The 26,228-nt window shown below is 60.7% G+C and carries 25 protein-coding genes; 16 read left to right on the top strand and 9 right to left on the bottom strand.

All coding sequences use genetic code 11. From position 1 onward, the window contains the following. Positions 1-88: 88 nt before the first annotated feature. Entirely contained in the window at positions 89-1,393 is a 1,305-nt protein-coding gene (locus tag M2103_RS05275) for an O-acetylhomoserine aminocarboxypropyltransferase/cysteine synthase family protein (RefSeq protein ID WP_277509204.1), read from the top strand. 61 nt (positions 1,394-1,454) lie between these two features. Here M2103_RS05275 and M2103_RS05280 read toward each other — a convergent pair whose 3' ends face one another. The 5 genes from M2103_RS05280 to M2103_RS05300 all read right to left on the bottom strand — a co-directional run bounded on the left by M2103_RS05280 (position 1,455) and on the right by M2103_RS05300 (position 5,650). Continuing rightward, entirely contained in the window at positions 1,455-2,678 is a 1,224-nt protein-coding gene (locus tag M2103_RS05280) for a hypothetical protein (RefSeq protein WP_277509205.1), read from the bottom strand. A 225-nt stretch (positions 2,679-2,903) separates the two neighbouring features. Continuing rightward, positions 2,904-3,641: a hypothetical protein gene (locus tag M2103_RS05285; RefSeq protein WP_277509206.1), complete on the bottom strand. Its 738-nt coding sequence runs from the start codon at positions 3,639-3,641 to the stop codon at positions 2,904-2,906. Between the two features lie 38 nt (positions 3,642-3,679). Further along, entirely contained in the window at positions 3,680-4,108 is a 429-nt protein-coding gene (locus M2103_RS05290) for a YcfL family protein (RefSeq protein ID WP_277509207.1), read from the bottom strand. A 123-nt stretch (positions 4,109-4,231) separates the two neighbouring features. Continuing rightward, positions 4,232-4,885, bottom strand: coding sequence for a CsgG/HfaB family protein (locus tag M2103_RS05295; RefSeq protein ID WP_277509208.1), 654 nt, complete (start codon positions 4,883-4,885; stop codon positions 4,232-4,234). Between the two features lie 120 nt (positions 4,886-5,005). Further along, complete coding sequence (locus M2103_RS05300; protein WP_277509209.1) at positions 5,006-5,650, bottom strand: hypothetical protein; 645 nt, start codon at positions 5,648-5,650, stop codon at positions 5,006-5,008. Positions 5,651-6,175: 525 nt separating this feature from the next. Here M2103_RS05300 and M2103_RS05305 point away from each other — a divergent pair. The 12 genes from M2103_RS05305 to M2103_RS05360 all read left to right on the top strand — a co-directional run bounded on the left by M2103_RS05305 (position 6,176) and on the right by M2103_RS05360 (position 19,836). After that, positions 6,176-6,553: an NADH-quinone oxidoreductase subunit A gene (locus M2103_RS05305; protein ID WP_108824377.1), complete on the top strand. Its 378-nt coding sequence runs from the start codon at positions 6,176-6,178 to the stop codon at positions 6,551-6,553. 235 nt (positions 6,554-6,788) lie between these two features. Beyond that, complete coding sequence (locus M2103_RS05310) at positions 6,789-7,385, top strand: NADH-quinone oxidoreductase subunit B (RefSeq protein WP_277509290.1); 597 nt, start codon at positions 6,789-6,791, stop codon at positions 7,383-7,385. Between the two features lie 167 nt (positions 7,386-7,552). Further along, on the top strand, positions 7,553-8,218 hold the full coding sequence (locus tag M2103_RS05315; RefSeq protein ID WP_277509210.1) for an NADH-quinone oxidoreductase subunit C: 666 nt from the start codon (positions 7,553-7,555) through the stop codon (positions 8,216-8,218). A 181-nt stretch (positions 8,219-8,399) separates the two neighbouring features. Then, a complete protein-coding gene (locus M2103_RS05320) occupies positions 8,400-9,494 on the top strand; it encodes an NADH-quinone oxidoreductase subunit D (protein ID WP_345783541.1) in 1,095 nt (364 codons plus the stop codon). Between the two features lie 157 nt (positions 9,495-9,651). After that, positions 9,652-10,329, top strand: a complete 678-nt coding sequence (locus tag M2103_RS05325; protein ID WP_277509213.1) for a 4Fe-4S dicluster domain-containing protein — start codon at positions 9,652-9,654, stop codon at positions 10,327-10,329. 12 nt (positions 10,330-10,341) lie between these two features. Continuing rightward, positions 10,342-11,574: an NADH-quinone oxidoreductase subunit NuoH gene (nuoH, locus tag M2103_RS05330; protein ID WP_277509214.1), complete on the top strand. Its 1,233-nt coding sequence runs from the start codon at positions 10,342-10,344 to the stop codon at positions 11,572-11,574. A gap of 304 nt (positions 11,575-11,878) precedes the next feature. Continuing rightward, positions 11,879-12,409 carry an NADH-quinone oxidoreductase subunit J gene (locus tag M2103_RS05335; RefSeq protein ID WP_108824383.1) on the top strand — a complete coding sequence of 177 codons (531 nt, stop codon included), beginning with the start codon at positions 11,879-11,881 and terminating at the stop codon, positions 12,407-12,409. Positions 12,410-12,509: 100 nt separating this feature from the next. Continuing rightward, a complete protein-coding gene (gene nuoK / locus M2103_RS05340; protein ID WP_108824384.1) occupies positions 12,510-12,827 on the top strand; it encodes an NADH-quinone oxidoreductase subunit NuoK in 318 nt (105 codons plus the stop codon). A 157-nt stretch (positions 12,828-12,984) separates the two neighbouring features. Further along, positions 12,985-15,075 carry a proton-conducting transporter membrane subunit gene (locus M2103_RS05345; protein WP_277509216.1) on the top strand — a complete coding sequence of 697 codons (2,091 nt, stop codon included), beginning with the start codon at positions 12,985-12,987 and terminating at the stop codon, positions 15,073-15,075. A 58-nt stretch (positions 15,076-15,133) separates the two neighbouring features. After that, the gene (locus tag M2103_RS05350) at positions 15,134-16,705 is read left to right on the top strand and encodes an NADH-quinone oxidoreductase subunit M (RefSeq protein WP_277509217.1); all 1,572 of its coding nucleotides are present in this window, start codon (positions 15,134-15,136) and stop codon (positions 16,703-16,705) included. Positions 16,706-16,745: 40 nt separating this feature from the next. Beyond that, positions 16,746-18,308, top strand: a complete 1,563-nt coding sequence (locus tag M2103_RS05355) for an NADH-quinone oxidoreductase subunit M (RefSeq protein ID WP_277509218.1) — start codon at positions 16,746-16,748, stop codon at positions 18,306-18,308. A gap of 1 nt (position 18,309) precedes the next feature. Continuing rightward, positions 18,310-19,836 (top strand): NADH-quinone oxidoreductase subunit N, encoded by a 1,527-nt coding sequence (locus tag M2103_RS05360; RefSeq protein ID WP_277509219.1) that lies wholly within the window; start codon positions 18,310-18,312, stop codon positions 19,834-19,836. A 12-nt stretch (positions 19,837-19,848) separates the two neighbouring features. Here the strand turns inward: M2103_RS05360 and M2103_RS05365 are convergent, their stop codons facing one another. Together M2103_RS05365 and M2103_RS05370 are read right to left on the bottom strand one after the other, a co-directional pair. Further along, positions 19,849-20,145: a type II toxin-antitoxin system RelE/ParE family toxin gene (locus tag M2103_RS05365; RefSeq protein ID WP_277509220.1), complete on the bottom strand. Its 297-nt coding sequence runs from the start codon at positions 20,143-20,145 to the stop codon at positions 19,849-19,851. Continuing rightward, positions 20,142-20,615 (bottom strand): addiction module protein, encoded by a 474-nt coding sequence (locus M2103_RS05370; RefSeq protein WP_277509221.1) that lies wholly within the window; start codon positions 20,613-20,615, stop codon positions 20,142-20,144. The genes M2103_RS05365 and M2103_RS05370 overlap by 4 nt, the downstream gene beginning before the upstream one ends. Before the next feature lie 78 nt (positions 20,616-20,693). On the opposite strand from M2103_RS05370, the gene M2103_RS05375 reads away from it, so the two are divergent. Beyond that, a complete protein-coding gene (locus M2103_RS05375; RefSeq protein WP_277509222.1) occupies positions 20,694-21,317 on the top strand; it encodes a plasmid pRiA4b ORF-3 family protein in 624 nt (207 codons plus the stop codon). 24 nt (positions 21,318-21,341) lie between these two features. On the opposite strand, the gene M2103_RS05380 is transcribed toward M2103_RS05375, so the two are convergent. Then, positions 21,342-21,566, bottom strand: a complete 225-nt coding sequence (locus tag M2103_RS05380; RefSeq protein WP_277509223.1) for a hypothetical protein — start codon at positions 21,564-21,566, stop codon at positions 21,342-21,344. Positions 21,567-21,812: 246 nt separating this feature from the next. Between M2103_RS05380 and M2103_RS05385 the strand changes: the two genes are divergently transcribed. Together M2103_RS05385 and M2103_RS05390 are read left to right on the top strand one after the other, a co-directional pair. Then, a complete protein-coding gene (locus M2103_RS05385; RefSeq protein ID WP_277509225.1) occupies positions 21,813-22,349 on the top strand; it encodes an NAD(P)H-dependent oxidoreductase in 537 nt (178 codons plus the stop codon). Between the two features lie 118 nt (positions 22,350-22,467). Next, positions 22,468-23,163 (top strand): NAD-dependent deacylase, encoded by a 696-nt coding sequence (locus tag M2103_RS05390; protein WP_277509226.1) that lies wholly within the window; start codon positions 22,468-22,470, stop codon positions 23,161-23,163. 6 nt (positions 23,164-23,169) lie between these two features. On the opposite strand, the gene M2103_RS05395 is transcribed toward M2103_RS05390, so the two are convergent. After that, on the bottom strand, positions 23,170-26,070 hold the full coding sequence (locus tag M2103_RS05395; RefSeq protein WP_277509227.1) for a DUF748 domain-containing protein: 2,901 nt from the start codon (positions 26,068-26,070) through the stop codon (positions 23,170-23,172). Positions 26,071-26,228: the final 158 nt, after the last annotated feature.

Here is a 26,228-nt window from a genome sequence, read left to right on the forward strand (position 1 = left end):
CTTTTTGCATAAAACCGGCAAGCCGCCTTTGCATCACGCCGCCGCTTGCTTTCCACCCGCCACTCGCTACTCACTAATTGCTACTTTTATGAAACTCACAGGACTTGGCACCAAAGCACTTCACGCCGGCCAGAAGGCAGACCCGACCACGGGAGCTTGCGCCGTGCCGATTTACCAGACCAGCAGCTACACGTTTCGCGACACCGACCACGCCGCGAATCTTTTTGGCCTGAAGGAGGCGGGCAACATCTACACGCGACTCGGCAACCCCACGACCGACGTGCTCGAGCAACGCGTCGCGGCGCTCGAGGGCGGCAGCGCCGCGCTCGCCTTCTCCTCGGGCCAGGCCGCCATCACCGCCGCCATCCTCAACATCGCCGGCGCGGGCGACCACATTGTCTCCGTCGCGCAACTCTACGGCGGCACCTACACGCTCTTCCATTACACGCTCAAAAAGCTCGGCATCGACGTGAGCTTTGTCGACGCGCTCGATCCCGAGGCGTTCCGCCGCGCCGTGCGCCCGAACACAAAAGCCTTTTACGGCGAGGGTCTCGGCAATCCCGCGCTCAATGTGCTGGACTTCGAAAAAGTCGCCGCCATCGCCCGCGAAACCGGCGTGCCGCTCATCGTGGACAACACCTGCCTCTCGCCGATCCTCAACCGGCCCTTTGAATGGGGCGCCAATGTGGTCGTGCATTCCACCACCAAATACATCGGCGGCCACGGCAACTCGATCGGCGGCATCGTCGTGGACGGCGGCAATTTCGACTGGGGCAAACATGCCGCGAAATTCCCCGGCCTCACCGAGCCCGACCCGAGCTACCACGGCCTCTCGCATTGGGACGCGTTCAAGGCCTTCCCGCCCGCCGGCGGCGCAAACATCGCCTACGTCATGAAAATGCGCCTGCAGCTGCTCCGCGACACCGGCGGCTGCCCCTCGCCCTTCAACTCCTTCATGACGCTCGCCGGCATCGAAACGCTGCACTTGCGCATGGCGCGCATCTGCGAAAACGCGCTCAAAACCGCCGAGTTTCTCTCCGCGCATCCCAAGGCGGCCTGGGTCAACTATCCCGGCCTTCCCGCAAGCCCGCGCCACGCCAGCGCCAAAAAGTATTTGAAAAATGGATACGGCGGGCTTGTCGGCTTCGGCGTGAGGGGCGGCTACGAGGCGGGCAAACGCTTCATCGAGTCGCTGCAAATGTTCTCGCACCTCGCGAACATCGGCGATGCGCGCTCGCTCGCGATTCATCCCGCGAGCACGACGCACAGCCAGCTCAACGAGGACGAGTTGAACGCCTCTGGCGTGTCGCGGGACTTCATCCGCCTGTCGATCGGCACGGAGGATTTCGTCGATATCCAAGCCGACCTCGAGCAGGCGCTGGCAAAGGTCTGATCGGAGCAAATCACAGGGGCGCGCGTGAGGTGCGCCCCTGCAAAAGGCGCATCCGCCTCATTCAATTCCGCATCTGGCTGCGGTAGATTACCACGTCTTTTGTCGCCGCGCCGATGGGCAGCGCGGCGGGGTCGGGCACGGTGATCGTGAAGCGCTGGGTCTGCTGCGTGTAGGCGTTGCCTTTCCCGTCAAAGAAAGTGAGCTCGGCCTGGTGCTTGCCGGGTGGCAGTTGAATCGCGGCAAAGCTGAGGTAGCGCGGAAGGTTGTCCCAGCAGCGGGTGTCGGCGCGCGTTCTGGTCGAGGCGGAGATGATTTTTGAGGCGAACCCCGCGAGGAGCAGCGCGCCGGTGATGATCTGCGCATCCTTGCTATCGGAGCTGTTCGACACGGCCATGGCGCCGATCAATCCGACATCGCCAATGGTGTCGGTCGTGCGTTTGAAGGCGGCTTTGTTGCCGAGGATTTGATCCATGACGCGCCCGCCGCGCGTGATGGCTTGAAAACTCACGTCGTCGTAGGGCGGCAGCGCGTAACTGCGGCCGCCAACGCTCAGGCGCGCGGAGGTCGCCGAGGGCGGCAGGACGCGGTAGAGGAGTTGCTGGCCGCTGTCGCCGCCGGCGTATTTTTGCGGCCCGGCGCCATAGTCAACAAACACCATGACGTTGGCAGCCGTGTCGTAATCGGGAGGCGCGGCGCGCTCCTGCGCGGCGGCGCTGGCACGGGCGCGCTTGAGCGCGTCGACGCCGGCGTCGGGACTGTGCGGGTTGAGTTTTGCCGAAACGTAGCCGTCGAGGTAATCGAGCAACACGTAGTCGCCCGCGTATTCCTTGTTCAACGTGTCGGAGTCGAGCAACTGCCCGGTGCGGAAGAGGGCGCGCGCATTGTCGGGCTCGCCCGTGGCCCAGTAGATAATACCGCGATAAAAATTGGCCATGACGCGCTCGTAGGTCTCGCCTACAAAGGGTTTGCTGGCCTCCTGGGTGAACATGCCGCGCGACTTGGCGGCGGCCTTGTTGATGTTGCCGTAATTGGCCGCGACAAGGGAGAGCGCGTCATCGAGGGCCGGCTTCGCGATGCCGGCCTCACCCCGGCGGAGCGCGGCAAGCCCGAGCCGGTATTGCCAGAGGGCGCGATCTTTTTCGGGCGCGGCGTCGAGCTGGTTTTGGTAATCGACAACGGCGTCGCCCGTGAGCGGCGGCGGTGGTGGACGCGGAGGCGTGGTCGTGCAACCGCCGGCAATGAGCAGGAGGGCGAGAATGGCGGTGCTTTGAACGACTAAACGCATCTGGAGGGTGGAAATCTCAAATCACGAAATCCCAAATCCCAAATAAATTTCAAACTCCAAAATCTCAAATCACAAAAGAAAAACCAACGGAACCGAGGCCGGGCGCCTGCGTTGAGATTTTGTGATTTTGTCGGTTGGAATTTATTTGGGATTTGGGATTTGGGAGTTTGTGATTTGGAAATTATATATAATTATATCGAAAAAACATTGTGTATAAACACCCCGTCACTTCGCTCGCGCGGTCATGTCAGCCATGAGGTTGAACGCGGTGGCTTCGAGAGCGTCCTGGACGCCCAAGGTTCCAAGCGAGGCGGGTGGCAGCTGGTTGATAATATCGTTGGCGGTGGCCTGCCCGATGATCGCGGCATCCGAAAGGCGGATGGCCGTCATTTGAATGTCTGGAATCGTGACGGTCGGATCGTTGCCTGAGATCGTGGGAACGATCACCTGGCGGCTTGTCACGAGGGTTTCAATGGCGATGTCGTTGCTCGCGGGCGCGGGTTCCGCGGTGCCCGAGGCGAGCGCGGCGGCGGCAGCCTGGTCGGCAATGGTGGCGCCGGCCTGGGTGAAGGGCCGCGCGGCGATGCGCTCGATGTCGCGCGCGGTTTGCTTGTCAGCCAGCTTGTCCTTGGCGGAATGCGTTTTCGAGGACGGCCGGGCCTTGCCCTTGAGATCGCGGTTTATATAAAACACGAAACGGGGCTTGCCGAGCTTTTCATAAACGGGACGGAAGTCGTTTATTATTTCCGCGGCGTGCGTGTATTGGGGAAGCGGGACGCCCTCGGTTCCATACAAGCGCTGGTTGTCCGCGCGCACGGTTTCGTTTTGCGGGGCGGCGACCGTCGTCACCGACGTGACGGGCGCGGGCTCGGAGGGCTGTGTTTTATATCTGCTGGCGCAACCCGCAAAAAGGGGAATCACCGCAAGTGCCGCCGCCAGCGTGAACGCGAATGGGATTTTCATGATTTGTCGGCTTTCCGTTTATATTATTTAATTATTGTTCAGCGCGACTGGCGCACCCGGATTGTATATGTCTTGGATTGCGCGTTGGAGGCGGTGAAGCGGACGACCTCGGTGGCGTTTTCGCCGAGGATCAGGGTTTGCCAGGGCGTTTCATCGCCGGTGGAGAAGCGCTGGGCGTCCTTGAACACGCAGCTGATCTGGACTTGCACGCGGCGGGCCTCGCGGTTTTTCACGTTTGCCACGATCTCAAGGCGTCCGTCGGGGGTGGTGCGCGGCTGCAATCCGGTGCAGGTGATCGAGTATTGCGCGGCCTGGTCCATGAGCACGAAATTCTCCGTGTTTTCGATCGTGTATTTGGTGGTGTCCTGCGGCAGGTAGGGACCGGTGCCGTGCGTGTTTTTCGACGCGCAACCGGCCGTCACGAAAAGCGCGGCTGCAATGGCGAGGACTGAAAGGAGTGTTTTCATGATGTTTGGCGATTTTATAATTTTTATATTAACCACGGGCGCGGGCTTCGTCTTGCTTGTATTTGTCGGTGATATCCGTGCAATCCGTGATTAATATAATTTTGGCATGTTTTGTTTTATATATTAACGATACGCGGCGTCCTCGAGGCCCTGCTTTTTGATTTCGGCCATGTCTTCCCAAACGATTGCCGAGGTGCGCGCATTGATGAGTTGGAATGAATACATGACGTAGTCGCTCAGGCCCTGGCTGGTGCGGGTTGAAAGGCTGCTGAGTTTGCCCGTGAGAAAATAATCGGCGCCCTTGAACTCGACTGTGTTGGGATCGGCGCTGGCGGTGACCTGGCCGCTTTGCTTGAGTTGCTGCTCGCGCTGGAGGGCGGCCATGCGGTCGCGCGCGAGGAAGGTGACCTTGCCGGCGGCCTTCTGGTTCAGCGAAATGCGAATGCGGTCGAGGAACATGTCCTTCTGGATCGCAAAGCGCGTGTCGTTGACGACGGGATCGAGGACGATCACGGGCGGCGTGACGGCGTTGGCGATTTGCGGGATGCCGAGGATGCTGCGCGCCATCTTGTCGGTCACGGCGACGAGGTCCTGCGATTCGATGCCGGTGCCGGCGACGGAGCCGCGTTCGTCGGGGTTGACTTCGACGACGGGAACGCCGGATGGATATTGCACGCCCTTGCTCGTCGAGGAGCAGGCGCTGATGAGAACGAGTGCGGAGAGCAGCGAGGCCGCGAGTAAAAGCCTTTGGGCGGCGGTTGGTTTGCGTGTGTTCATATTAGAAGTTTGCTTGGTGCGGGTGAGGTCTCGAGACAGCAAAGAACGCGCGGGAGTTCAATAAAACAACCTTCAAGTTCGTTTTTCGAAGAATTATGACGGCGAGCAACGGCACGCGGTTCAGCGTCCAAAAAGCGCGTTGGCCTGGCTCATCGGCGTGCTAACGGGCGCGGTTTGGCGGCGCGGTTGTTGGGGCGCCGGCGTGGAGGGCTGCTGAACGGCCGGCTGTCGGCGGAGATAGAGCATGTTGTCGGCTTCGATTTGGGCGGCTTGCTGCTCGGCGCGTTGCTGGCGCACGGCGGCGTTGTCTGCCGCGCTTCCGGCAAGGAGGCCGATGGTGCTGCCGATGGCCGCGCCCGCCCATGTGTTGTGCCTGCCGGAATTGTTTCCAATTATGCCTCCGAGAACACCACCGGCAAGCGCGCCGCCGAGCGCATAACCGGGCGCGTCAGAATCGGCATAGGTCGTGTAGCTCACGCTCACGCCCGGATAAGTGTATCCGTATGAACCGTAATAATATGGATACGAACTCGTCACATAATAGGGCCATCCATAATAACCGTGGCGATACCGGTAATGGCCATGCGGGCGGCTATAGTGGGAACGGTGCACGACGGCAGGGCGCGACGAATGGCTCGGACGCTTGTTATAATGATGCGAGCCTTGCGCCGACGGACGGCGATTGGGTTGCGCGCTGGCCACGTCGGCTCCCGCAAATGCAAAAATCAGCCCAAGGACAAGAAGTGGTGTTATTATTTTTTTCATAAGCGATTGTGAGTCTTGTCTGTTATTGGTTGTCCGCGCGTTTGTGCGAATGAGTGTCTTTCGGTTAGACGCCAATTTCACAAGAAAGGTGCCGTTAAATTGCGCATTGAGAGGGAATATCTGGAGATTTCAGGTCAAATACACGAAAACAAAATCGCGCATCACAAATATGTGCGTTTTTTGGATACGGTTTGCGCGAATATTGCACTTGGTGAGCGGTTTTTGTGATCCGCGTGGAATCGTTGGATCACCGCCATTGGCCACCTCGCAACATGGGATCGGAGGCAAATAATTTGAGACAAAAATACATCATAACCTAGTGTTATACAACTTGTTTAAAATTTCAGAAATTCAGAAGAACAAACAAATTTTCATCATCGCAAAGCGAATATTTAATCAAGAAACAGCTAGTTCTCGCCAAAAAATGGATGCCCTTTCCCGTTGAATGCTCACCCACACAAGGTTTTACTAATCATCTTTTTTCTTAATCTTATCTAATTTCAGTTTTTCCCGCCGCACCAAGCCATGACAATCGCTTCGCATCCCTACGCATTTATTGCCCTTTTTGTTGCCGTCGCTGCCGCGTTTCCGCTCGGGCTGTTGCTGGTGTGCCGCCTGTGGGTCTGGGCTTTCCAGCCGCCAAAACCCAGTCCGGTCAAAAACGGAATCTACGAATGCGGTCTCGAGTCGAAGGGCGACTCGTGGATTCAGTTCAAGGCGCATTATTATTTGTATGCGATTTTGTTCCTGATTTTTGACGTCGAGGTGCTGTTCCTGCTGCCGTTCGCGGCGTCGTTCAACGTGCTGCCGTGGCAGGCGCTTCTTGTGATGCTCGCGTTCATCCTCCTGCTCGCCGAGGGCCTCGTATGGGCATGGAACCGCGGACACCTCGAATGGAAATAAAGGAAAAGTAGGAAGTGGAAATTAGGAATTCCAAACAGACGCAACAAAACCGCACCCGCATCTTTTTCATTCATAATTTCCACAGACCAGCACACGCCGAAGCCCGATACTTTTTAATTTCTAAATCCTAATTTCTAATTTCCCCCCGCTCATGAGCAATCCCGCCAACACACCAACATCGACGCACCTTCCCACGCCGCCGCCGGCGGGCATTTCGGTGGAGGAGCGCGAAAGCATGCGGAGGCAGGGCGTCCTGCTCACGAGTTTCGCCGAAATCTACAATTGGGGCCGCGCCAACTCCATCTGGCCGCTCCAGTTCGGCCTCGCCTGCTGCGCGATCGAGATGATTTGCGTGGCCGCGGCGCGTTTCGACATCGCGCGTTTCGGCGCCGAGATTTTCCGCGCCTCACCCCGTCAGGCCGACCTCATGATCATGAACGGCACCGTCACGAAAAAAATGCTCCCGCAAGTCGTCCGCCTCTGGAACCAAATGGGCGAGCCGAAGTTTTGCATCGTCATGGGCGCGTGCGCCAGCTCCGGCGGCCCCTTCAGGGAAGGTTACAACGTCGTCAAGGGCATCGACCGTTTCATCCCCGTCGATGTGTATGTGCCCGGCTGCCCGCCGCGCCCCGAGGCGCTGCTCCACGGCCTCATGGAGATTCAGAAAAAAATGCGCGAGGAACCGCTCACCGGCCCTGACGCCCCGCGCTACTTCCGCAAGGACACCACCTGCGAATATCCGATCCCCGAGTTCGGCGAGCACGACCTCGTGCCACCATACAATTCCGAACTCTGGAAACCGCCCGCGCCCATCGTGCGCGAGGGAAAGTAACTGCCGCCCTGTTTTTCAAACCATTCAACCACGGAGAACACTGAGAGACACAGAGCCAAGCCAATGGAATATTCAACCCATGCAATTCGTCCCGATTTTCTCCCCTCCGTGCTCCTCCGCGACCTCCGTGGTTAATTAATTTCATATTTAAATTTTCAATTTTTCCCGTGGAAACCCTCGAACAAATCCGTGACCGCATCGTCGCCAAGTTTGGCGCCGGCACCGTCACGCTCATCACAAACCCAGGCCCCTCCGCGCAACACTCGCTCCTGCTCGTGGCGCACGCCGCGCGCGACATCGCCCGCTTCCTGCACGACGACCCCGCGCTCCGCCTCGACTACTGCTCCAACGCCACCGGCGTTGACTGGCCCGACAAGGAAATCGTCGAAACCGTAAAGACCACCCAGCCCGATCCCGCCGGCGGCCCCGACAAAGTCGTCGAGACAAAAACCAAGCGCATCCAGCCCGGCTGCCTCGAAGCCGTTTACCACCTCTACTCGATCGCGTTGAAAAGCGCCGAGCCCGTCATCATCCGCATGCGCACGGCCAACCGCACCGACGACGTCACCCTTCCCTCGCTCACCCCCGTCTGGCGCTCGTGCGAGTTTCAGGAACGCGAAATCTACGACCTCTACGGCATCGTTTTCACCGGCCACCCCGACCTCCGCCGCATCCTCATGTGGGACGAATTTAAAGACCACCCCATGCGCAAAGACTACGTCGGCCCCGACGACTACGAATGGGAACCCACGCCTCACGGCGAGGTGCTGGAGCGCGCCAAAGCCCATTATCCGACACCGCCAGCCAGCACCTCGCCGAAGAGTGAAGAGTGAATGGTGAAAAACAAACAGCCGTCTCATGAATAACGCATCCACATCTTCCGCTCCCACAACAGCAAATGCCACCGAAGTCGAAGCTCCGGTTTCACCCTTCCCCCTTCACTCCTCACCCTTCGGGCCGTCGTCCGCAAGCGGAGCAACAGTCCGAGCGGTGAACGACGAATTCCACGGCGACCTGCTCGAAATCTCCCTCGGCCCGCATCACCCCTCGACTCACGGCGTGTTCCGCATGAACGCCGCGCTCGACGGCGAGATCGTCACCAAGCTCAAGCCCGTTTTCGGCTACCTGCACCGCAACCACGAGAAACTCGGCGAGACAAACTCCTACCTCGCCAACGTCCCCTACACCGACCGCCTCGACTACCTCGCCTCGCTCACCAACAACTGGGCCTACGTGCACGCCGTCGAAAAACTCGCCGGCATCACCCCCACCGAACGCTGCGAATACCTCCGCGTCATCCTCGGCGAACTCGGCCGCATCATCAACCACGTCTGCCTCGTCGGCTTTCTCCTCAACGACCTCGGCACCTCCTTCACCCCGCTCCTCTACTCCCTGCGCGAACGCGAACGCATGCTCGACCTGCTCGAGGAACTCACCGGCGCGCGCATGATGTATAATTTCTTCCGCTTCGGAGGGCTCCGCACCGACGTCTCCGCCGACTGGCTCGCCCGCCTCAAGCACTACCTCGAAGGCCTCTTCGCGCGCTACCTCGACGAGCAGGACGCGCTCCTCACCGGCAACGAAATCCTCCTCGCGCGCACCCAGGGCACGGGCATCCTCAAGCCCGACCTCGCCATCAACGCCGGCTTCACCGGCCCCGGCCTCCGCGCCAGCGGCGTCGATTACGACGTCCGCAAAGTTGACAAATACTCCATCTACGACCGCTTCGATTTTTGCGTCCCCCTCGGCGAGCACGGCGACACCTACGACCGCTACATGATGCGCATGCTCGAAATGCGCGAGTCGGTGAAAATCATCCTGCAAGCCATGCGCGACCTGCCCGACGGCCCCGTCAACGACCCCAAGGCCAAGTCGCGCGGCCTCCGCCCGAAAGCCGGCGAAGCCTACGGCCGCATCGAATGCCCGAAAGGCGAACTCGGTTTCTACCTCATCAGCGACGGCACGCCCAATCCCTATCGCTACCGCGTGCGCCCGCCCTCGTTCATCAACCTCACCATCCTTGAGGACTTGTGCCTCGGCCAAACCCTCGCCGACACCATCATCATCCTCGGCAGCATCGACATCGTGCTTGGGGAAGTGGACCGCTGACGCGGGAAAACCTGAAGACCTGAAAGCCTGAAGGCTGAGATAAAACCACGGCAAACATGACTCTTTTCAAAATCACAATAACCACAACCCACCGCGCTGAGGCAGCCATTCCGGCCTTCAGCCTTCAGCCCTTCAGGCTTTCAGCCCTTTTTTAACCATGCTCGGCTTAGGCATACTCAAAGGTTTTTATATAACGGCGAAAAATCTCGTCGGCAGCTATTTCACGACCGAGCGGTTGACGACCCTCGAGTATCCGGAAGTGCGCGCCAAGCTCCCGCCCGCCTCGCGCAGCTTCCCGTTCCTCGTTTACGACGGCGACAACCCGGTTGACGGACTGCGCTGTGTCGCCTGCCGCATCTGCGAAAAGGAGTGTCCGCCGCAGTGCATCTACATCGTTCCCGAGCGCGACGAAAAGGGCAAGGTCATGAAAAAGCCGCGCATCTTCGACATCGATTACAGCGTGTGCATGGGCTGCCAGATCTGCGTCGAGGCGTGCCCCTTCGACTCGATAAAGATGGACAACATTTACGAAATCGCCGTGCGCAACCGTTACGAGCCGCTCCTCATGCACCGCGAGCAACTCTCGAAACCCAACACCTACTTCCACGAAATCAACCCGGTCGACGCAACCGAAGTGGACACCCGCCTCGCCGAGGAAAAACGCAAGGCAGAGGAGCGCGCCAAGGCCGCTGCTGCTGCAAAAGCGGCCGCCGCCGCGAAAGCCGCAGCAGCAACTCCCGCCGCCCCCGCCGACGCAGCGCAGACTGCCAAGTCTGCCCCCGCTCCCGCGCCCGCGCCGGCCCCCGCCAAACCCACCACACCCGAAACCAAATAAGCATTTCCAAGCATGAACCCTTTCACTGCCACAATTTGGTTTGAATCCTTCGCTCGCCGGGCCGAAAGCCTCCCCGTCCGCATCCACGATTGGATACTCGGCCTCCTTCCCGCCTGGCCCTGGCTGCACTGGCTCGTCACCGCGCTCCTCGCCATCGTTGTCATCCTCACATTTTACGGGCTCTTCTTTGCGATGATCACCGTCACCGAGCGCAAGGGCTTGGGACGTTTCCAAAACCGCCCCGGCCCCAACCGCACCGGTCCGTGCGGATTGCTCCAGCCCTTTGCCGACGCCATCAAGGCCATCTGCAAGGAGGACATCGTCCCCGCGACCGCCGACAAAGTCCTCCACTTCATCGCGCCCTGCGCCACCGTTTTTTTCGGCCTGCTCACGCTCGCCATCATCCCCGCCGGACCGTATTTCACGGCGCTCAACCTCGACGCGGGCGTGCTCTATTTCTTCGCCGCCGGCGCCGCCTCCGAACTCGCCATCTTCATGGCCGGCTGGTCGTCGCATAACAAATACTCGCTCATCTCCTCCATGCGCGCGCTTGCGCAGCTCATCTCGTTCGAGCTCCCGCTGCTCCTCATCTCCGTGTCCGTCGTGATGGCCGCCGGCACGCTCTCGCTCCCCGGCATCGTCGCCGGGCAAAGCTCCTGGACGCTCGGCGGCATCATCCCGCAATGGAACATCCTCACGCCCTGGGGCATCTTTGCCTTCATCATCTTTTTCATCGCCGCGCTCGCCGAGACGAACCGCTGTCCGTTCGACCTTCCCGAGGGCGAGTCCGAAATCATCGCCGGGCACCTCACCGAGTATTCAGGATTCAAATACGCGCTCTTCTTCATGGGCGAGTATTTCGGCATGCTCGCCCTCTCCGGGCTCGCCATCACGCTCTTCTTCGGCGGCTGGAACGCGCCCTGCGAATTCCTGCAATTCATCCCCTCCTACATCTGGTTCCCGGTGAAACTTTTCATGATGATGTGCCTCTTCATCTGGATACGCGCCACGCTTCTGCGCCTGCGCATCGACCAGCTCATGCGTTTCGCGTGGAAGCTCCTCGTGCCGCTCTCGCTCGTCAACCTCGTTGTCGTTGCGTTCTGGATGCGGACGGGCGACTGGGCGGGCCCGCTGCAACTCGTCCGTTGGGCCGGCGCCTTCGCGCTCGAGTTTGTGCCCTTCCTCCTCATCGGCCGCCACATGAGCAAGGGCCTCGGCCCGAGAAAATACAAATACGCGCAATGAAATTTTCGATTTTTGATTCTCGATTTTCGATTGTGGAGCTACCGCTCCGCAACACATCCGAAAAAGGAACCCCGCCCGAAGGCGGGGTAATGGATGTTGGGCTGGGCCTGCCGAAGCATTCGTCCATATCGAGCCTTCAAAAAGGCGCCCAACGTCGCGAGACCTAACCATCAGCCAACCGACCTCAAGTAAGATTAACGCGCTTATGAAATTCTGGATTTTAAAACCACTGTTCCGCTTCGCATTCAAATCCGCGCGGTAGCGCGCAATCGAAAATCGAGAATCCAAAATCAAAAATTCTTCCATGTCCCTCTCGCTTCTCATCTTCATCCTCATCGCCATTGCCACCCTTGGCTCGGCGGCGGTCGCGCTCGCGTTGAAAAACATCATCCGCGCGGCGCTCCTGCTTGTCGTGAGCTGGATCGGCATCGCGTCGTTTTACCTGTGGGCCGACGCGCAATTCGTGGCCTTCGCGCAAGTGCTCGTTTATGTCGGCGCCATCTCGATGATCGTTCTCTTCGGCGTCGTGCTCACGCGCCGCGCGCCCGTCAGCGTTGTTGACACCACCGTCACGCCCTCGATGCGCGCGGTCGCCGGTGTCGCCTCCGCCGGGCTCGTCGCGCTCGCCGTCGTCTGGGGAATCCTCGGCACCGAGCTGCCGCAAACATCATCGCGCGCCGCCGCGCCCGTCGTGGACATGCGCGCGATCGGCCTCGAACTCATGGGCCAATACGCCGCCGCCATCCTCATCGTCGGCGCGCTCCTCACCGTCGCGCTCCTCGGCTCCGTCGTTGTCGCTTCTCATGAAGAGAAGCTAATGAAAAATGAAGAATGAAAAATGAAGAATCAGGAGAAGGCCTCCGGCTAATCCGAAAAAGCAACCGACGACGCATGCGCCATTATCCATTATACATTTTAAATTATACATTTTCCTCATGAGCGCCCTTCACCTCTGCCTGATTTTTTCGACGCTGCTATTTGCGCTAGGCCTTGCCGCCGCGCTCTCGCGCAGCAACGCCATCCTCGTGCTTCTCGGTGTCGAGCTGATGCTCAACGCGGCCAACATCAACTTCATCGCCTTCTGGCGTTTCTCGCCGCAATTCGCGAGCAACCCGCACGCCGGCGTCATCTTCGCGGTCTTCTCGATCGCGGTCGCCGCCGCCGAGGCGGCAGTCGGCCTCGCACTCATCATTGCCGTTTACCGCCACTACAAAAACGTGCGCCTGCAAGACGCCGACCAGCTCAAAGGCTGATTTTTCAAACCAATCAACCACGGAGAACACGGAGAAACACAGAGCCAAACCCATGAAGAATTTAACTCATGCAACCTGTCTCCTTTTCCTCCTCTCCGTGCTCCTCCGTGCTCTCCGTGGTTAATTAACTCCGAGAAAAATTTCCAAAACACTCTTCATGCTTTCCGCAAAATACATCTGGCTCATTCCGTTGCTTCCGCTCATCTCCGCGGCAATCGGGACATTCCTCCCGCGCGGCGGCAGCTCGCGCAAAATCGCCTCCGCCTCCGCGATCCTCTCGATGGCCGCCGGATTTGTGCTCTCGTGCCTCGCGCTCCGCGGCGCGCTCGCCAATCCCGCCGCTCACGACACTTGGAATTTCCGCTGGCTCGATTTCGGCGCCACCACGCTCGAACTCGGTTTCATCAACGACCCGCTCACCGCGTTCATGCTCGTGATGGTTACGTTTGTTGGTTCGCTCATTTTTATTTTCAGCACCGGCTACATGAGGGAGGACGCCAACGCCGCGAAGTTTTTTTGCTACCTCTCGTTCTTCGCCGCCGCGATGCTCGGCCTCGTCGTTTCCAACAGCCTGCTTCTCCTCTTCGTGTGCTGGGAGCTCGTCGGGCTCGCCTCGTATCTACTCATCGGTTTCTGTTTCACAAAACCCGCCGCCGCGGCCGCCGCGAAAAAAGCCTTCATCACCACGCGCATCGGCGACCTCGGCCTGCTCATCGGCATCTGCTGGCTCTACAATTCAAGCGGCACGCTGCTGTTCTACACGGAAGACGGCGGAGGCTTTCTTGATGCCACCAACCTCATCACGCTCGCCTATACTGTATTGCCTTGCGGCCTTATTGCGACATCTGCAGTTGGACTCCTTATTTTTTGCGGTGCGGTGGGAAAATCCGGTCAGTTTCCGCTGCACGTATGGCTTCCTGACGCAATGGAAGGACCTACTCCTGTTTCTGCCCTCATTCACGCAGCAACGATGGTTGCCGCTGGTGTATTTCTTATGGCGCGGGTATATCCGTTACTCGCTTATGATCAAGCAACCCATATTTTTACAGCAATTCAGACTGAATCAGGTCTTATAAATAATGAGGTTTGGCCAAATATCCACGCTCTCACCGTCGTCGCCATCATCGGCGCGATCACCGCGCTCTTCGGCGCGGTTGTCGCCGTGGCGCAAAACGACATCAAGCGCATCCTCGCGTTTTCGACCGTCTCCCAACTCGGCTACATGATGCTCGCCATCGGCGTCGGCGCGTGGCCCGTGGCGATCTTCCATCTTCTCACGCACGCGTTTTTCAAGGCGCTGCTCTTCCTCGGCGCGGGCAGCGTCATCCACGCCGCGCATCACGAGCAGGACATCCGTTATCTCGGCGGACTCGCCCCGCGCATGAAAATCACCTTCGCCACCTTCGCCATCGGCATGATGGCGCTCGCCGGCGTGCCGTTCCTCTTCTCCGGTTTCTGGTCGAAGGAAGGCATCCTCCACGCCGCGCACGGCTGGACGGTCTCGCAACTGCCATTCTACGTCGCGCTCGTCGCCGTCGTGCTCACCGCGTTCTACATGACGCGCCTCGTGTGCGAAGTTTTCCTCGGCAAGGCCCGCTCGCACGCCTCCGAACACGCGCATGAAAACAGCCCCGCGATGACCCTGCCGCTCGTGCTCCTCGCCGTCTGCGCAATCGGCCTCGGTTTCCTCGGCACGCCCGCGTGGCCCTGGCTCCAGTCGATGCTCGAGGGCATCCCCGCCGACAAGATCCACGGTCACTCCATCTTCTCCGAACCCGGCCTCATGATCACGTCCATCGTGCTCGTCGCGCTCGGCATCGGCGTCGGTTGCGCGCTCTATTATTTCCTGCGCAAACGCAACACCACCGGCGAACTCGACCCGCTCGAAAAAGCCGCGCCCGCGCTCTGGACCGCGCTCGCCAACCGCCTTTACTTCGACGAACTCTACGCCGCGACCTTCGGGCGCCTCTTCGACGCAATCGCGTGGCTCTCCGACGCGTTCGACCGCCATGTTTGGGGCGGCCTCATAAACCTGATCGGCGGCCTCGGCCTGTTCGCCGGCGGCGTGAACCGCGAGTTCGACGAAAACACCCTCAACGGCGGTTTCGACACCGTGAGCGAGGACCTCCGCAAAACCGGCAAGGCATACAGCCGCGCCCAAACCGGCGACGCCCACGGCTACCTCCGCACCATGGCCCTCGGCTTCGCCGGCCTCATCGCAATCGTAATCCTCATCGCCTCGACTTAAATCGACTTAACTCGATTTGAGTCGATTTAAGTCGAACCAAAACAACTCCGCATTTTCCGTGAACTCCATTCCGCTTCTTTCTCTCATCATTTTCACGCCGTGGGTCGGCGCGCTTTTGGTTGCGCTGCATCATCCGCGCAAACCCAACGCCGTCTCGCGCGCCGGCGCGGTCGTCTTCTCGCTCTCGACGATCATCTACGCCATCGCCGCGATCGTGCTCCCCGGCGGATTCAACCCCGACGCCGTCGGCCTCCAGCTCACCGAAACGCACTCGTGGATCGACTCGCTCAACGTCCGCTACTCGCTCGGCCTCGACGGACTCTCGCTCGTGCTCGTGCTCCTCACCGGCATCATCGGCCCCACCGCGCTCGTCGCCTCATGGCGCGTCGCGCCCGCCACGCGCGAATCGAATCTCTACCCCGTCCTCTTCCTCCTCCTCCAGGGCGCGTCGCTCGGCGTGTTTCTCGCGCAGGACTTTTTCCTCTGGTTCCTGTTCTGGGAGCTGAGCCTTTTCCCTGCGTTTTTCCTCATCAAAATGTTCGGCGCAAACGCCGCCAGGGCCACGCGCGCGGCGTATCAATTTGTCATCTACACGATGGGCGGAAGCGCGTTCATGCTGTTTGGTTTCGCCGCGCTCTACGCCACCACCGGCACGCTCGATTTCACCGCGCTCGCGCAACTCGGCGCCGACGGCACGCTCGTCGCGAAGCTCGCCGAGATCGGCGGCATCTGGCCCGGCGTCGTGTTTGGCGGCGTGCTCCTCGGCCTCGCGGTGAAAGTGCCGCTGTTCCCCTTCCACACCTGGCTGCCCTCGGCCTACGCGGAGGCGCCCGCCGGCACGTCGATGTTTCTCACCGCCGTGCTTTCAAAAATGGGCGTTTACGGATTCATCCGAATCCTCTGGCCGATCTTTCCCGCGCAACTGGCCGCCGCCGCGCCTTGCCTGATGGTGCTCGCGCTCGCGGGCGTGGTGCTCGGCGCGTTCGCCGCGATGCGCCAGCGCGACCTCAAGCGCATGATCGCGTATTCGTCGGTCAACCACCTCAGCTACTGCCTGCTCGCGCTCTTCGCCGTCGCGCGCGTGGCGGGACGGACAACCCACGACGCCGCGGTGTCGTCCGCGCTCAGCGGCACGATTCTGCAAATGTTCAACCACGGCCTCTCCGCCACCGCGCTCTTCTATTGCATCGGGCTGCTCGAAAAACGCTCGGGCGGCTTGCGCGGCATCGGCGATTTCGGCGGCTTGCGCGCAGTCGCTCCGGTCTTCGCGGGCCTGTGCGGCGTGGCGATGTTCTCCTCGCTCGGCCTGCCCGGCCTCAACGGCTTCGCGGGCGAGTTCCTGATCTTCCGCGGCGTGTTCGGACTCGCGCCGTGGTTTGCCGCCGCCGCGACACTCGGCCTGCTCGTGACCGCGCTTTTCCTGCTAACCTTCTGGCAAAAAGTTTTCCACGGCCCGGTCGGCGAAAACGTCAAGGGGATGGAGATGAAGGATCTTTCCTGCTGCGAAATCGCGCCTCTCGTGCCCGCCATCGCGCTGATGTTCGTGCTCGGCATCGTCCCGCAAGTGCTCGCCGCGCTCTTCAACCCGCTGGTCGCCCAATGGACAACCAGCATCTCCAGCCTGCCTTAATTTTTTCACTCTTCACACTTCACCTTTCACTCTTCGACTCATGTCGCTTCTTCCCTGGACCATTTACCTGTCGTTTGCCGGCGCGTTTGTCGCGCTGATCGCGGGCGCGCGCTGCAAATGCGCCGCGCGCGTCACCGCGCTTGTGTTCTCGCTCGCCGCGCTCGGCGTCACCGCGTTCGCGGCTTTCAACTTCATACCCGGCCCCGCGCTGCAAACCCTCGTCAACGTGCCGTGGATTCCGCAGCTCGGCGTCAGCTACCACCTCGCGGCCGACGGCATCAGCCTCACACTCGTCGTCCTCACCGGCATCGCGTCCGTGGCGGGCATTTTGTTTTCGTGGAACATCGAGGAAAACGTCGGCGAGTTTTTCGCGCTCTACCTCGCGCTCATCGGCGGCGTTTACGGCGTGTTCCTGAGCGCCGACGCGTTCGTGCTTTTTGTCTTCTACGAAATCGCCATCGTGCCGAAATACTTCCTCATCGCGAAATGGGGCTCCACCAACCGCGAATACGGCGCGATGAAGCTCGTGCTCTATTCGTTCATCGGCAGCGCGCTCGTCATGGCCGGGCTGCTGTGGGCGTTCGCCTCGGCGGCGACGATCCTCAAGGCAAACGGCTACGCGCCCTCGTTCTCGCTTTCCGTGATCGCGCAAGTGGCCGCGCAATTTTCGCACGCGCAACAACTCGGCATGTTCGCGCTCGTGTTCACCGGCTTCGCGGTGCTCGCGGGCATGTTTCCGTTTCACACCTGGGCGCCCACCGGCCACGTCGCCGCGCCCACGGCGGCGTCAATGCTGCTCGCCGGCGTCGTCATGAAACTGGGCGCCTACGGATGCCTGCGCGTGGCCATCCCGCTCTTCACGGAAGGCTACGCCGCGTTCGCGCCCGTCATCGGATGGCTCGCGGTGATCGGCATTGTCTACGCCGGGCTGGTCGCGCTCGTGCAGGAGGATTTTAAATTTGTCATCGGTTACTCGTCGGTCAGCCACATGGGTTTCGTGCTGCTCGGACTCGCCGCCGGAAACCTCGCCTCGCTCGGCGGCGCGGTGCTGCAAATGTTCTCGCACGGCATCATCGCGGGACTGCTCTTCGCCGTCGTCGGACGCATGGTTTACGAGCGCACGCACACGCGCAACCTCGCCGACCTCACCGCGATGCCGTTGCACAAATTGATGCCTTTCGCCGCGGTCGTCTTTGTGCTCGCCGGACTCGCCTCGATGGGCATGCCCGGCTTCAGCGGTTTCCCCGCCGAGCTCAGCATCCTCGTCGGTGCGTGGAAAACCTCGCACATCTGGACGCTCGTCGCCGCGTGCGGCGTGCTCATCGCCGGCGCGTTCACGCTAAAAGTCGTGCATGTTTCGTTCTTCGGAAAAGCGAATGTTTTTGAAAGGAGCCAGGAGCCAGGAGTCAGGAGTCAGGAGAAGGCGCGCGCCGCGCATGATTTTCCTCCCATAACGTGGCCCGAAAAAATCGGCGCGCTCATCCTCGTCGCCTCGATGATCATCATCGGCGTCAAACCCGGACTGCTTTTGAACTGGATAAATCCCGCACTCGAATCGCCCGCCTTCCAAGCCGCGATGAACGCACTGAAAGGAGGCCTGTAATATGAACGCGACGATCAACTACGCCGAACTCGTTTACGCCCTGCGCCCCGAAATAGCGCTCACGCTCGGGCTGCTGCTGGCGCTTGGCTACGACATGGCCTTCGGGCGCCGCATGTCCGATTGCGCGCGACGCGGCGTCGCCGTGCTCATCGGAATCGTGACGCTCGCCTCCGCCGTTTTCCAAACGCTCCACACAAACGTGCCGCCCGTCGGCCACGCGGCGTATTGGTTTCACGGCGCGTTTGTTTACGACACGCTCGCGCACGGCGTGCGGCTGGGCGTCTTCGGCCTGTCCGCGCTCACGCTCCTGCTCATCGCCGGTTCCATTCCGCATTCCGCACTCCGCACTCCGCATTTCAAACACCCCGCCGAATACGTTGCCATCCAGCTCCTCGCCACGATGGGCTTCTCGCTCATGGCGGTGTCGAACAACCTGCTCATCGCGTTTCTCGGCTTCGAACTCGCGAGCCTCTCGCTCTACGTGATGGCCGGCTTCGACAAAACCAGCCGCGCCTCCGCCGAGGCCAGCCTCAAGTATTTCCTCTTCGGCGGCATGGCGGCGGCGTTCATGCTCTTCGGCTTCTCGCTCATTTACGGAATGACCGGCACGATCGTGCTGCCCGAAATCGCGCGCTCGCTCGCCGTGCAAGGCCCGAGCCCGCTGCTCCTCGTCGCGCTCGTGATGGTGCTCGTCGGCTTCGGTTACAAGGCCGCCGCCGCGCCCTTCCACCAATGGGCGCCAGACGTCTATCAAGGCGCGCCCGCGCCCGCCGCCGCGCTCATCGCCTCCGCGTCGAAGCTGGCGGGCTTCGCGTTTTTCGCGCGCCTGCTCTTCAGCGGACTCGGAACCGTGTCGGGCGACGCGATCAATTTCGGCGGCCCCGCCGGATGGATAATGGTGGTCATAATCATATCCGCCGCCTCGATGCTCCTCGGCAACATCGCCGCGCTTGCGCAGACAAACGCGCGCCGCCTGATCGCGTATTCGGCGATCGCGCACGCCGGCATCATGCTCCTCGGCGTGATCGCGGTGCGCGCCGAAGGGGCGGGCCCGCTGTTTTATTACGCGCTCACCTACGGCATCGCGACCATCGGCGTGTTTGGCGTGTTCGCCGCGATCGAACGCACGGCGCCCTGCCAGCGCATCAGCGACCTCGCCGGCCTGTGGAAACGCAGCCCGTTCCTGGCGCTCGTGCTCTTTGTCTGCGTGCTCTCGCTCGCCGGCATTCCGCCGCTCGCGGGCTTCTTCGGAAAATTTTATCTCTTCGCCGCCGCGCTCTATTTGAACGGCCTGATGTCCCCCGCCGGCTGGCTGGCCTTCCTCGCCATCGCCATGAGCGCCGTCGGACTCTACTATTATCTCGTCATCCTGAAAGCCGCGCTCGTGACAAACGCCACCGCCGGCACATCCGCCTCAACGGAAAAGATTCGCGTCCCGCTGGGCACAGTCATCGCCCTCGCCACCGCCGCCGCCCTGACCATCGCCCTAGGCATCTGGCCGGACGTGGTGCTGGGATTGTTCAAGTAAGAAACAGATGCCTTACAAATCAGCGGCGCGGGGATTTTGCCTGAAATGCAGCACCCGCCTTACCGAAATCGTGTCCGAGGTCTCGTCCCAGATAAAATAAATGCCGTAGGGGAAGCGCCTCGTTGTCGCGAGCCGGTATGCGCCCGCACGCTTGCGAAAGAGTTGCGGCGCGCGGGCAAGCTCGGCGAGTTTCGTTTCAATGGCTTGTAGAAATGCAAAACCGAGGCCGGCATCGCACTGCTCATACCAGTCAAACGCGACGCGCAGGTCGGCTTCCGCATTGGGGGCTATGCGGACAATGCGTTTCACGGCTTGCGGGTAATGCGCGCTTTCACCTCATCCCATTCCGCGCCTTCCGTCGGATTTGCGTCATAACGCGCCTGATCCTCGGCTAACGCGTTTTTGTGCCATGCTGGAATGGGAATGACGTTTTCGTTTGCGGAAAGCTCGTCCCACAACTCTTCCATGAGGGCGAGCTTTTCCCCGGCGGTGAGGCGTGCTATTTCGGAGGAAAGTGTCGCGTTCATGCGGGCAACATCGGGTGTAATTTGCGGCTTTGCAAGCACGCTCATCGCCCGCGCCGCCGCCGCCCTGACCATCGCCTTAGGCATCTGGCCGGACGTGGTGCTGGGGATGTTCAAGTAAGATATTCCCAAGGATAAAAACACAAAGCGCGGCACCACACAGCCGCGCTTTTTTTGCGGCCGGCCGGGTGCGCCGCAAGGCGACGTCCCGCAAACATGCGCGCGATCAGGAACGGCGGTTTCCCAAAGTCCCAAAACTTACTTGCGTCGATTTGTGATTTGCCCGGCGGCGCGAGGCTGGTTTTCTAACGGGAGCAATTTTTTCCGAACGCAATGATCTCAACCCTTGACGGCCAACACGGCGCGCCAGCCGAAAAGAAACCCAACGACCGGGCGCTGGTTCTGCTTGCCCGCGTGGCGGGGTGCGAGCCGCTCATTTGGCGGTGCCTGACCGTGCGCGAATCGATGTGGCTGCACCAGTTGCACGATGCCATCCAGATCGCGTTCGACTGGTTCGATTACCAAACGCATGAGTTTGCCATTGGAAACACGCGTTATGGAAACCCGTTCAAGCGTGACAATATTGTCATTGAGGATGACCGCGATGTGACGCTTGCGGACGTCGGCCTGGCAACGGCGGGGATGGCGCTTTACCGCTATCATTTCGGCGAGGGATGGACGGTGGAGTTGCAGGTTGAGAAGACGGAACCCTGCAAAAAGAATTTCTCCCCTCCGACGTGCGTCGCGGGCGAGCGCGCGGGTCCGCCGGAGGATTGCGGCGGTGTGGAGGCTTACAACGACATGCTCGCGTGCATCAAGGAACCGCACACCGAGATCGGCCAGGAGTGGATCGAATGGCTCGGCCCCGAATACGACGCCGAAAGATTCGATATCAACGCGATCAACAAGGCGCTAAAGGAACGCGCCAAGCATGAGGGCAAAAAGGACGGGGAATAGGGCGGCGCCGGGGCGACCGCGGGTTTACTTGAACAACCGCCTGGCGGTCTTGGAAACTTTCTCGGTGGTGTCCGCAGCTTTGTTCACGGTGCTGTCGGCGGCGTTGATGCCGTCGGCAACCCGGTCGGTTTCCTTTTGCCCACGCTGCGCGGTCTGACCCGCCGGGGTTGAGCAGCCCGCAAATGCGAAAATGGCGCCCGCGAGCGCGAATGTGGAAATAATAATACGAACGAGGTTGCGTGTGGTCATTGTATATTACGGTTAATGTTATTGTGAAAATCAGGTGAATTTTTGCGCGATAAGATTGATCGCGTAAATGCTGCCTTTCAGCGCGCCAAAAAGTAAATCCCCTTGTCATTACAAATGTTGGGAAATTTTGTAATCTCCGCCCGCGCAATCCAACCCGGCGATTAGTATCGCGCCGCCAGTCCGGACAGCGGGCATTATCTTCGTGCCGAAATTGATTATCACGATTTTCTGTGCAATATATACAGCATGATCGAAATAATTAGTGGAACCAATCGCCCCGGCAGCAATAGTCGCAAAGTTGCCGCGCAAATTTTGGAAATTTATAAAAGACACAATGCAGCCGCGCGGATTTTTGACATCGCGGAGATTCCTGCGGAGATTTTTTCGCCCGCCTCCTACACCGAAAAACCCGCCTCGTTTGCTCCGTTTTCACAACGCATCCTTGATGCGAAAGGCCTGCACATCATCACGCCGGAATACAACGGCTCGTTTCCCGGCGCGCTGAAATACTTCATCGACATGCTGCCATTTCCCGAGAGCTTCGAGCACAAGCCGGTCACCTTCACCGGCATCTCGGCGGGCATGTGGGGGGCGCTTCGTTCCGTCGAGCAGTTGACGCAAATTTTTGCCTATCGCAACGCGCACATTTTTCCCGCCCGCGTATTCATTCCAGGCATTTTTAACGAGCTCGACGAATCCGGAAAACTCAAGTCCGCCGAACTTGTGCAACGACTCGAAAAACAGGCGGGCGGTTTCGCCGATTTTGTGAAACGCATCGGATAATCTTTTCCCGTTTCATCGCGCGCCACGACGCAGACCGCCAGGTCTGCCTTCAATAAAAATCGCGCGCTTTGCGGAAGCAGACTTGGCAGCCCTCGCCACGCGCGGCCATTTTGTCCGCATGAAAAAAACCCTTGTTGTTCTCACCGGCGCCGGCATGAGCGCGGAAAGCGGAATCCCGACGTTTCGCGACGCCGGCGGTTTGTGGGAGGGGCATCGCGTCGAGGATGTCGCGACGCCCGAGGCGTGGAGGCGCAATCCCGCGCTCGTGCTCGATTTCTACAACCAGCGCCGCCGCAAACTCGAACAGGTCGAGCCCAACGCGGGCCACATCGGGCTCGCATCGTTGCAGGAGCATTTTGACGCGCATATCATCACGCAAAACGTGGACGACCTGCACGAGCGCGCGGGTTCGAAAAGCGTGCTTCATTTGCATGGCTTGCTCACGCAGGCGCGCGGCACGCACGCGGGTCCCGGCGAGCAAGGCAACTATGTCATCGACATCGGATATCGCGATATTGAGATCGGCGACAAATGCCCGCAAGGCTCGCAACTGCGTCCGCATATTGTGTGGTTTGGCGAGGATGTCCCAATGATCGGCCCCGCCGCCGAACTCGCGGAACGCGCCGATCTTTTTGTAATCATAGGCACGTCGCTCGTCGTGTATCCGGCCGCGAGCCTCATCGACCATGTGCCGCCGGGAGCGCCGGTTTACCTGATTGATCCCGCAACAACCTCGGGGCGCCCAAACGTGCGCCACATCGCAACCGGCGCCAGCGAAGGCGTGCGCCGGCTTATGGACGAATTGGTTTCGTAGCGCGCCTCACCGCAACTCCAGGCTCGCGAGCGCGCCGGTGGCGGGTTTGCCGGAGAGGGTGACGCGTGATTCCGCGACTCCTTTACCAATAAGGAAACTCCTCACCGATTCCGCGCGCGCGGCGGCCAGTTGGCTCAACTGATCGTCGTCGATCCGGATTGTTTCGAGCAGTTGCGCGCGCATCGCCTCGGGTGTCGGCGGCGTTTCGGCGCGGGCTTGTTCCGCCGCGGGGATTTTTTTCCGGTAAAGGATTTCAACAAGGCGGGCTTCGATGGCGGGCGCGAGTTGCAATGCGTCGGTGGAACCGGCGGAGACTTGTCCACCGCTGTTTTCGTTCAGGTATTCCTGTTTCAGGTCGGCTGAAAAGCGGATGCTGCGAAGCGCGGCGCTGTCGGTGTCGGCATCGAAGCCGCCGGAGATTGCAAGGTGCAGCGCGGGGCGTTCGCCAAGCGCCTTGGCGAGCAGGGTGAGTTTCTTTTGGCTGGCTTCGTTCAACGTGTTCGCACCCGCGTGGAACTCGGCGCGGGAAAGGTCGAGCTCCGCGCCGCCGTCCGATTTGCCGCCGATGCCGAGCACGGAGGTGAGCAGGGAGAAGGGCGCGGTGGCGGCCTTCATGATGATGTTGGCGAGCGCGTGACGGACGGCGCGGCCGTATTTGAATTCGGGGTCGTCGAGGCTGCCCTTGATTGGCACGTCGAGGATGATTTTTCCGTTGCGATCGCGCAGGAGCGACACGGCGAGGCCGACCGGCAGGCTGGTTGCGTCGGGGCTGCCGGTGTGCTCGCCAAACTCGAATTGGTCGAGCGTGATGACATTCGCGCTGTCGAGAAAACGCTTCGAAACTTTTGTGCTCACATCGATATTGAGCGTGCCGCCGGCAAGCGTGCGCCCTGCGTATTTTCCGGCGTAAGGGCTGAGCGGCGCGAGCGCGGCGCGGTCGATTGCAAAGCGCAGGTCGGTGTAAACATCGTTGCTGAGCGGGTTGACCCGGCCGGTGAGCGAGACGGGCGCGGCGCCGTTGATTTTTGCGCGGACATCCACGTCGGCATGGGCGAGGTTTTCCGAGGAGAGTCCGGAAACCGCGCCGTTGATTTCGTCGAGTGACATTTTGACGGCGGGCGCGATTGACTGGTCGGAAAACGCGACACGGCCTTCGTTGAGCGTGACTTTGCCGATGGTGATGAGCAGGGGCGGTTCGCTTGCCGCCGGCGCGGGCTTCGCGGGCGCGGAGGCGGGCGCGGGTGTTTGTTTTTCGGCGGGCGCGGGGGCGGGTTGCGGCGGCTCGTTTTGCTTGGCGAGGGCGGCGATGTTGAGCAAGCCGTCCGGCGAGATGTTTATTTGCGTGCTGGAGCCGTCGAGCGCGATTTCGGTGATCGCGATTTTTGCGGCGGGTTTTTCGGCGTAGGAGATTTCGCGCACGGCGAGCGTCTTCCATGATTGAAGCGGGCCGCCGGAGGCGTCCTTTACGGCGAGGTCCGTGACACTCGTGCTGCCCGCGACGGCGAGGCCGTTTTCGGGATCAATGGTCGCGTCGGCCTTGACGGCGAGGCGGCCTTTCTCGATGCGCGCGTTGAGGAACTGGCCGAGGTGCGCGTCGGCGAGCGTGAGGGGAAGGTTGCCCAGTTCGGCGGAAATTTTTCCGCGCATTGGCGAGAGCGCGAGTTCGCCGCCGGCGCGGAGTTCGCCTTCGCCGGCGATGCGCATGGCGAGCTCGAGCGCGAGGGGCGAGTCGAGTTTTGCGAGGGAGAAATTCTTGGCGCTCATCGTGTCGATGACGGCCTTGGTGAGCAACGGCGCGTCGAGCGTGGCGTCTTCGATGTTGATGGTGAAATCGCGCACGGCCACTTCGCCCACGGTTATGTCAGGCGCGGGGGCGGGTGCCGCGGCGGGGGCGGGTGCGCTTGTGGCGGAGGCGGGCGAATCGGTGGCCGCGGGGGAGAAAAGTTCGGCGAGGTTGATTCCGCGCGCGTCGTGGCGCAGCGCGACGGCGCCGTTGTCGAACGCGATGCGCCCGATGCGCAGCACGGGCGCGGCGGGTCGCGCGGTGTGGATTTCGGCGGTGATTTCGGAGAGCGAGATCGTGCCGATGCCGACGGCGGGGACAGGGTTGCCGCGCTCGGAAATCTGGAGGTCGCGGAGCGCGATGTCGCTTTGGGCGGTTCGGATGGCGACGCCGTCCGCGTCGGTTGCGACTTCGTAGCGCAGGTTGATGTCGAGCTTGCCGTCGGTCACGTCGAAGCGAACGAGGTGCCCGTAAAAGGGCGCGTATTTTTTAATGTCGAGGTTTCCGACGCGGATTTCGCCGCGCGAGGAAACCGGGGCGATGGCGAGGCTGCCGCGCCACGAGAGCGTTTCGCCGGACTCGGTGGTCGCGGAAAACTCGCCCGGCGCGCGGTCGGGGCGTCCGGTTTGGAAATCGCGCGCGGTGAAATTGACCGGGCCGAGTTGCGTGGAGAAGGGTTGCGGCAGCGAGGCGTCGGAGTAGTCGATGCGCGCGTTGGTGATCGAGAGTTCGTTGATGTGGAGGATCGCGGTTTTTTTGTTTTCATCGGGCGCGCCCGGCTCGGTTTTTTCGTCCGGGATCAGGTCGGCAAAGTTGGGTTTGCCGTCGGGCAGGATCGCGACGCGCCCGGCGAAACCGTCGAGCGCGATTTTGCGCAAACGCCATTCGCGCGAGATCAGCGTTCGCAGATCGAGGCTTGCCTGAAGGCTGTCCCAACTGACGAGCGGATCGCGACCGCTGGCGGTTATGGAAAGGCCCTCGACGGAGCAGGAGAGCGCGAGGGGATTGATGCGGACGCGCTCGATTTGCGCGACACGCGTGACCCGGGGCGTGGAAAGATGCTTGGTGAGCTGTTCTTCGAGGATGTTTTTGGCGATGGGCGGCGCGACAAAAAAGCCGGCCAAGATGAGAACGGCCACAACGATTGCAACGGCGCGAACAATGCGCGCCCATCGCGGCCAGCGGCGGCGTGTGTTTTTGTCTGTGGTGCGTGGAGTTTTGTTACTGTTTATCGGGGTTATCATAATTGTGTGTCATTTTAATCTTGTTGTGTGACTCTCGC

It is taken from the genome of Ereboglobus sp. PH5-5, from assembly GCF_029504805.1.
Classification (GTDB): domain Bacteria; phylum Verrucomicrobiota; class Verrucomicrobiia; order Opitutales; family Opitutaceae; genus Ereboglobus.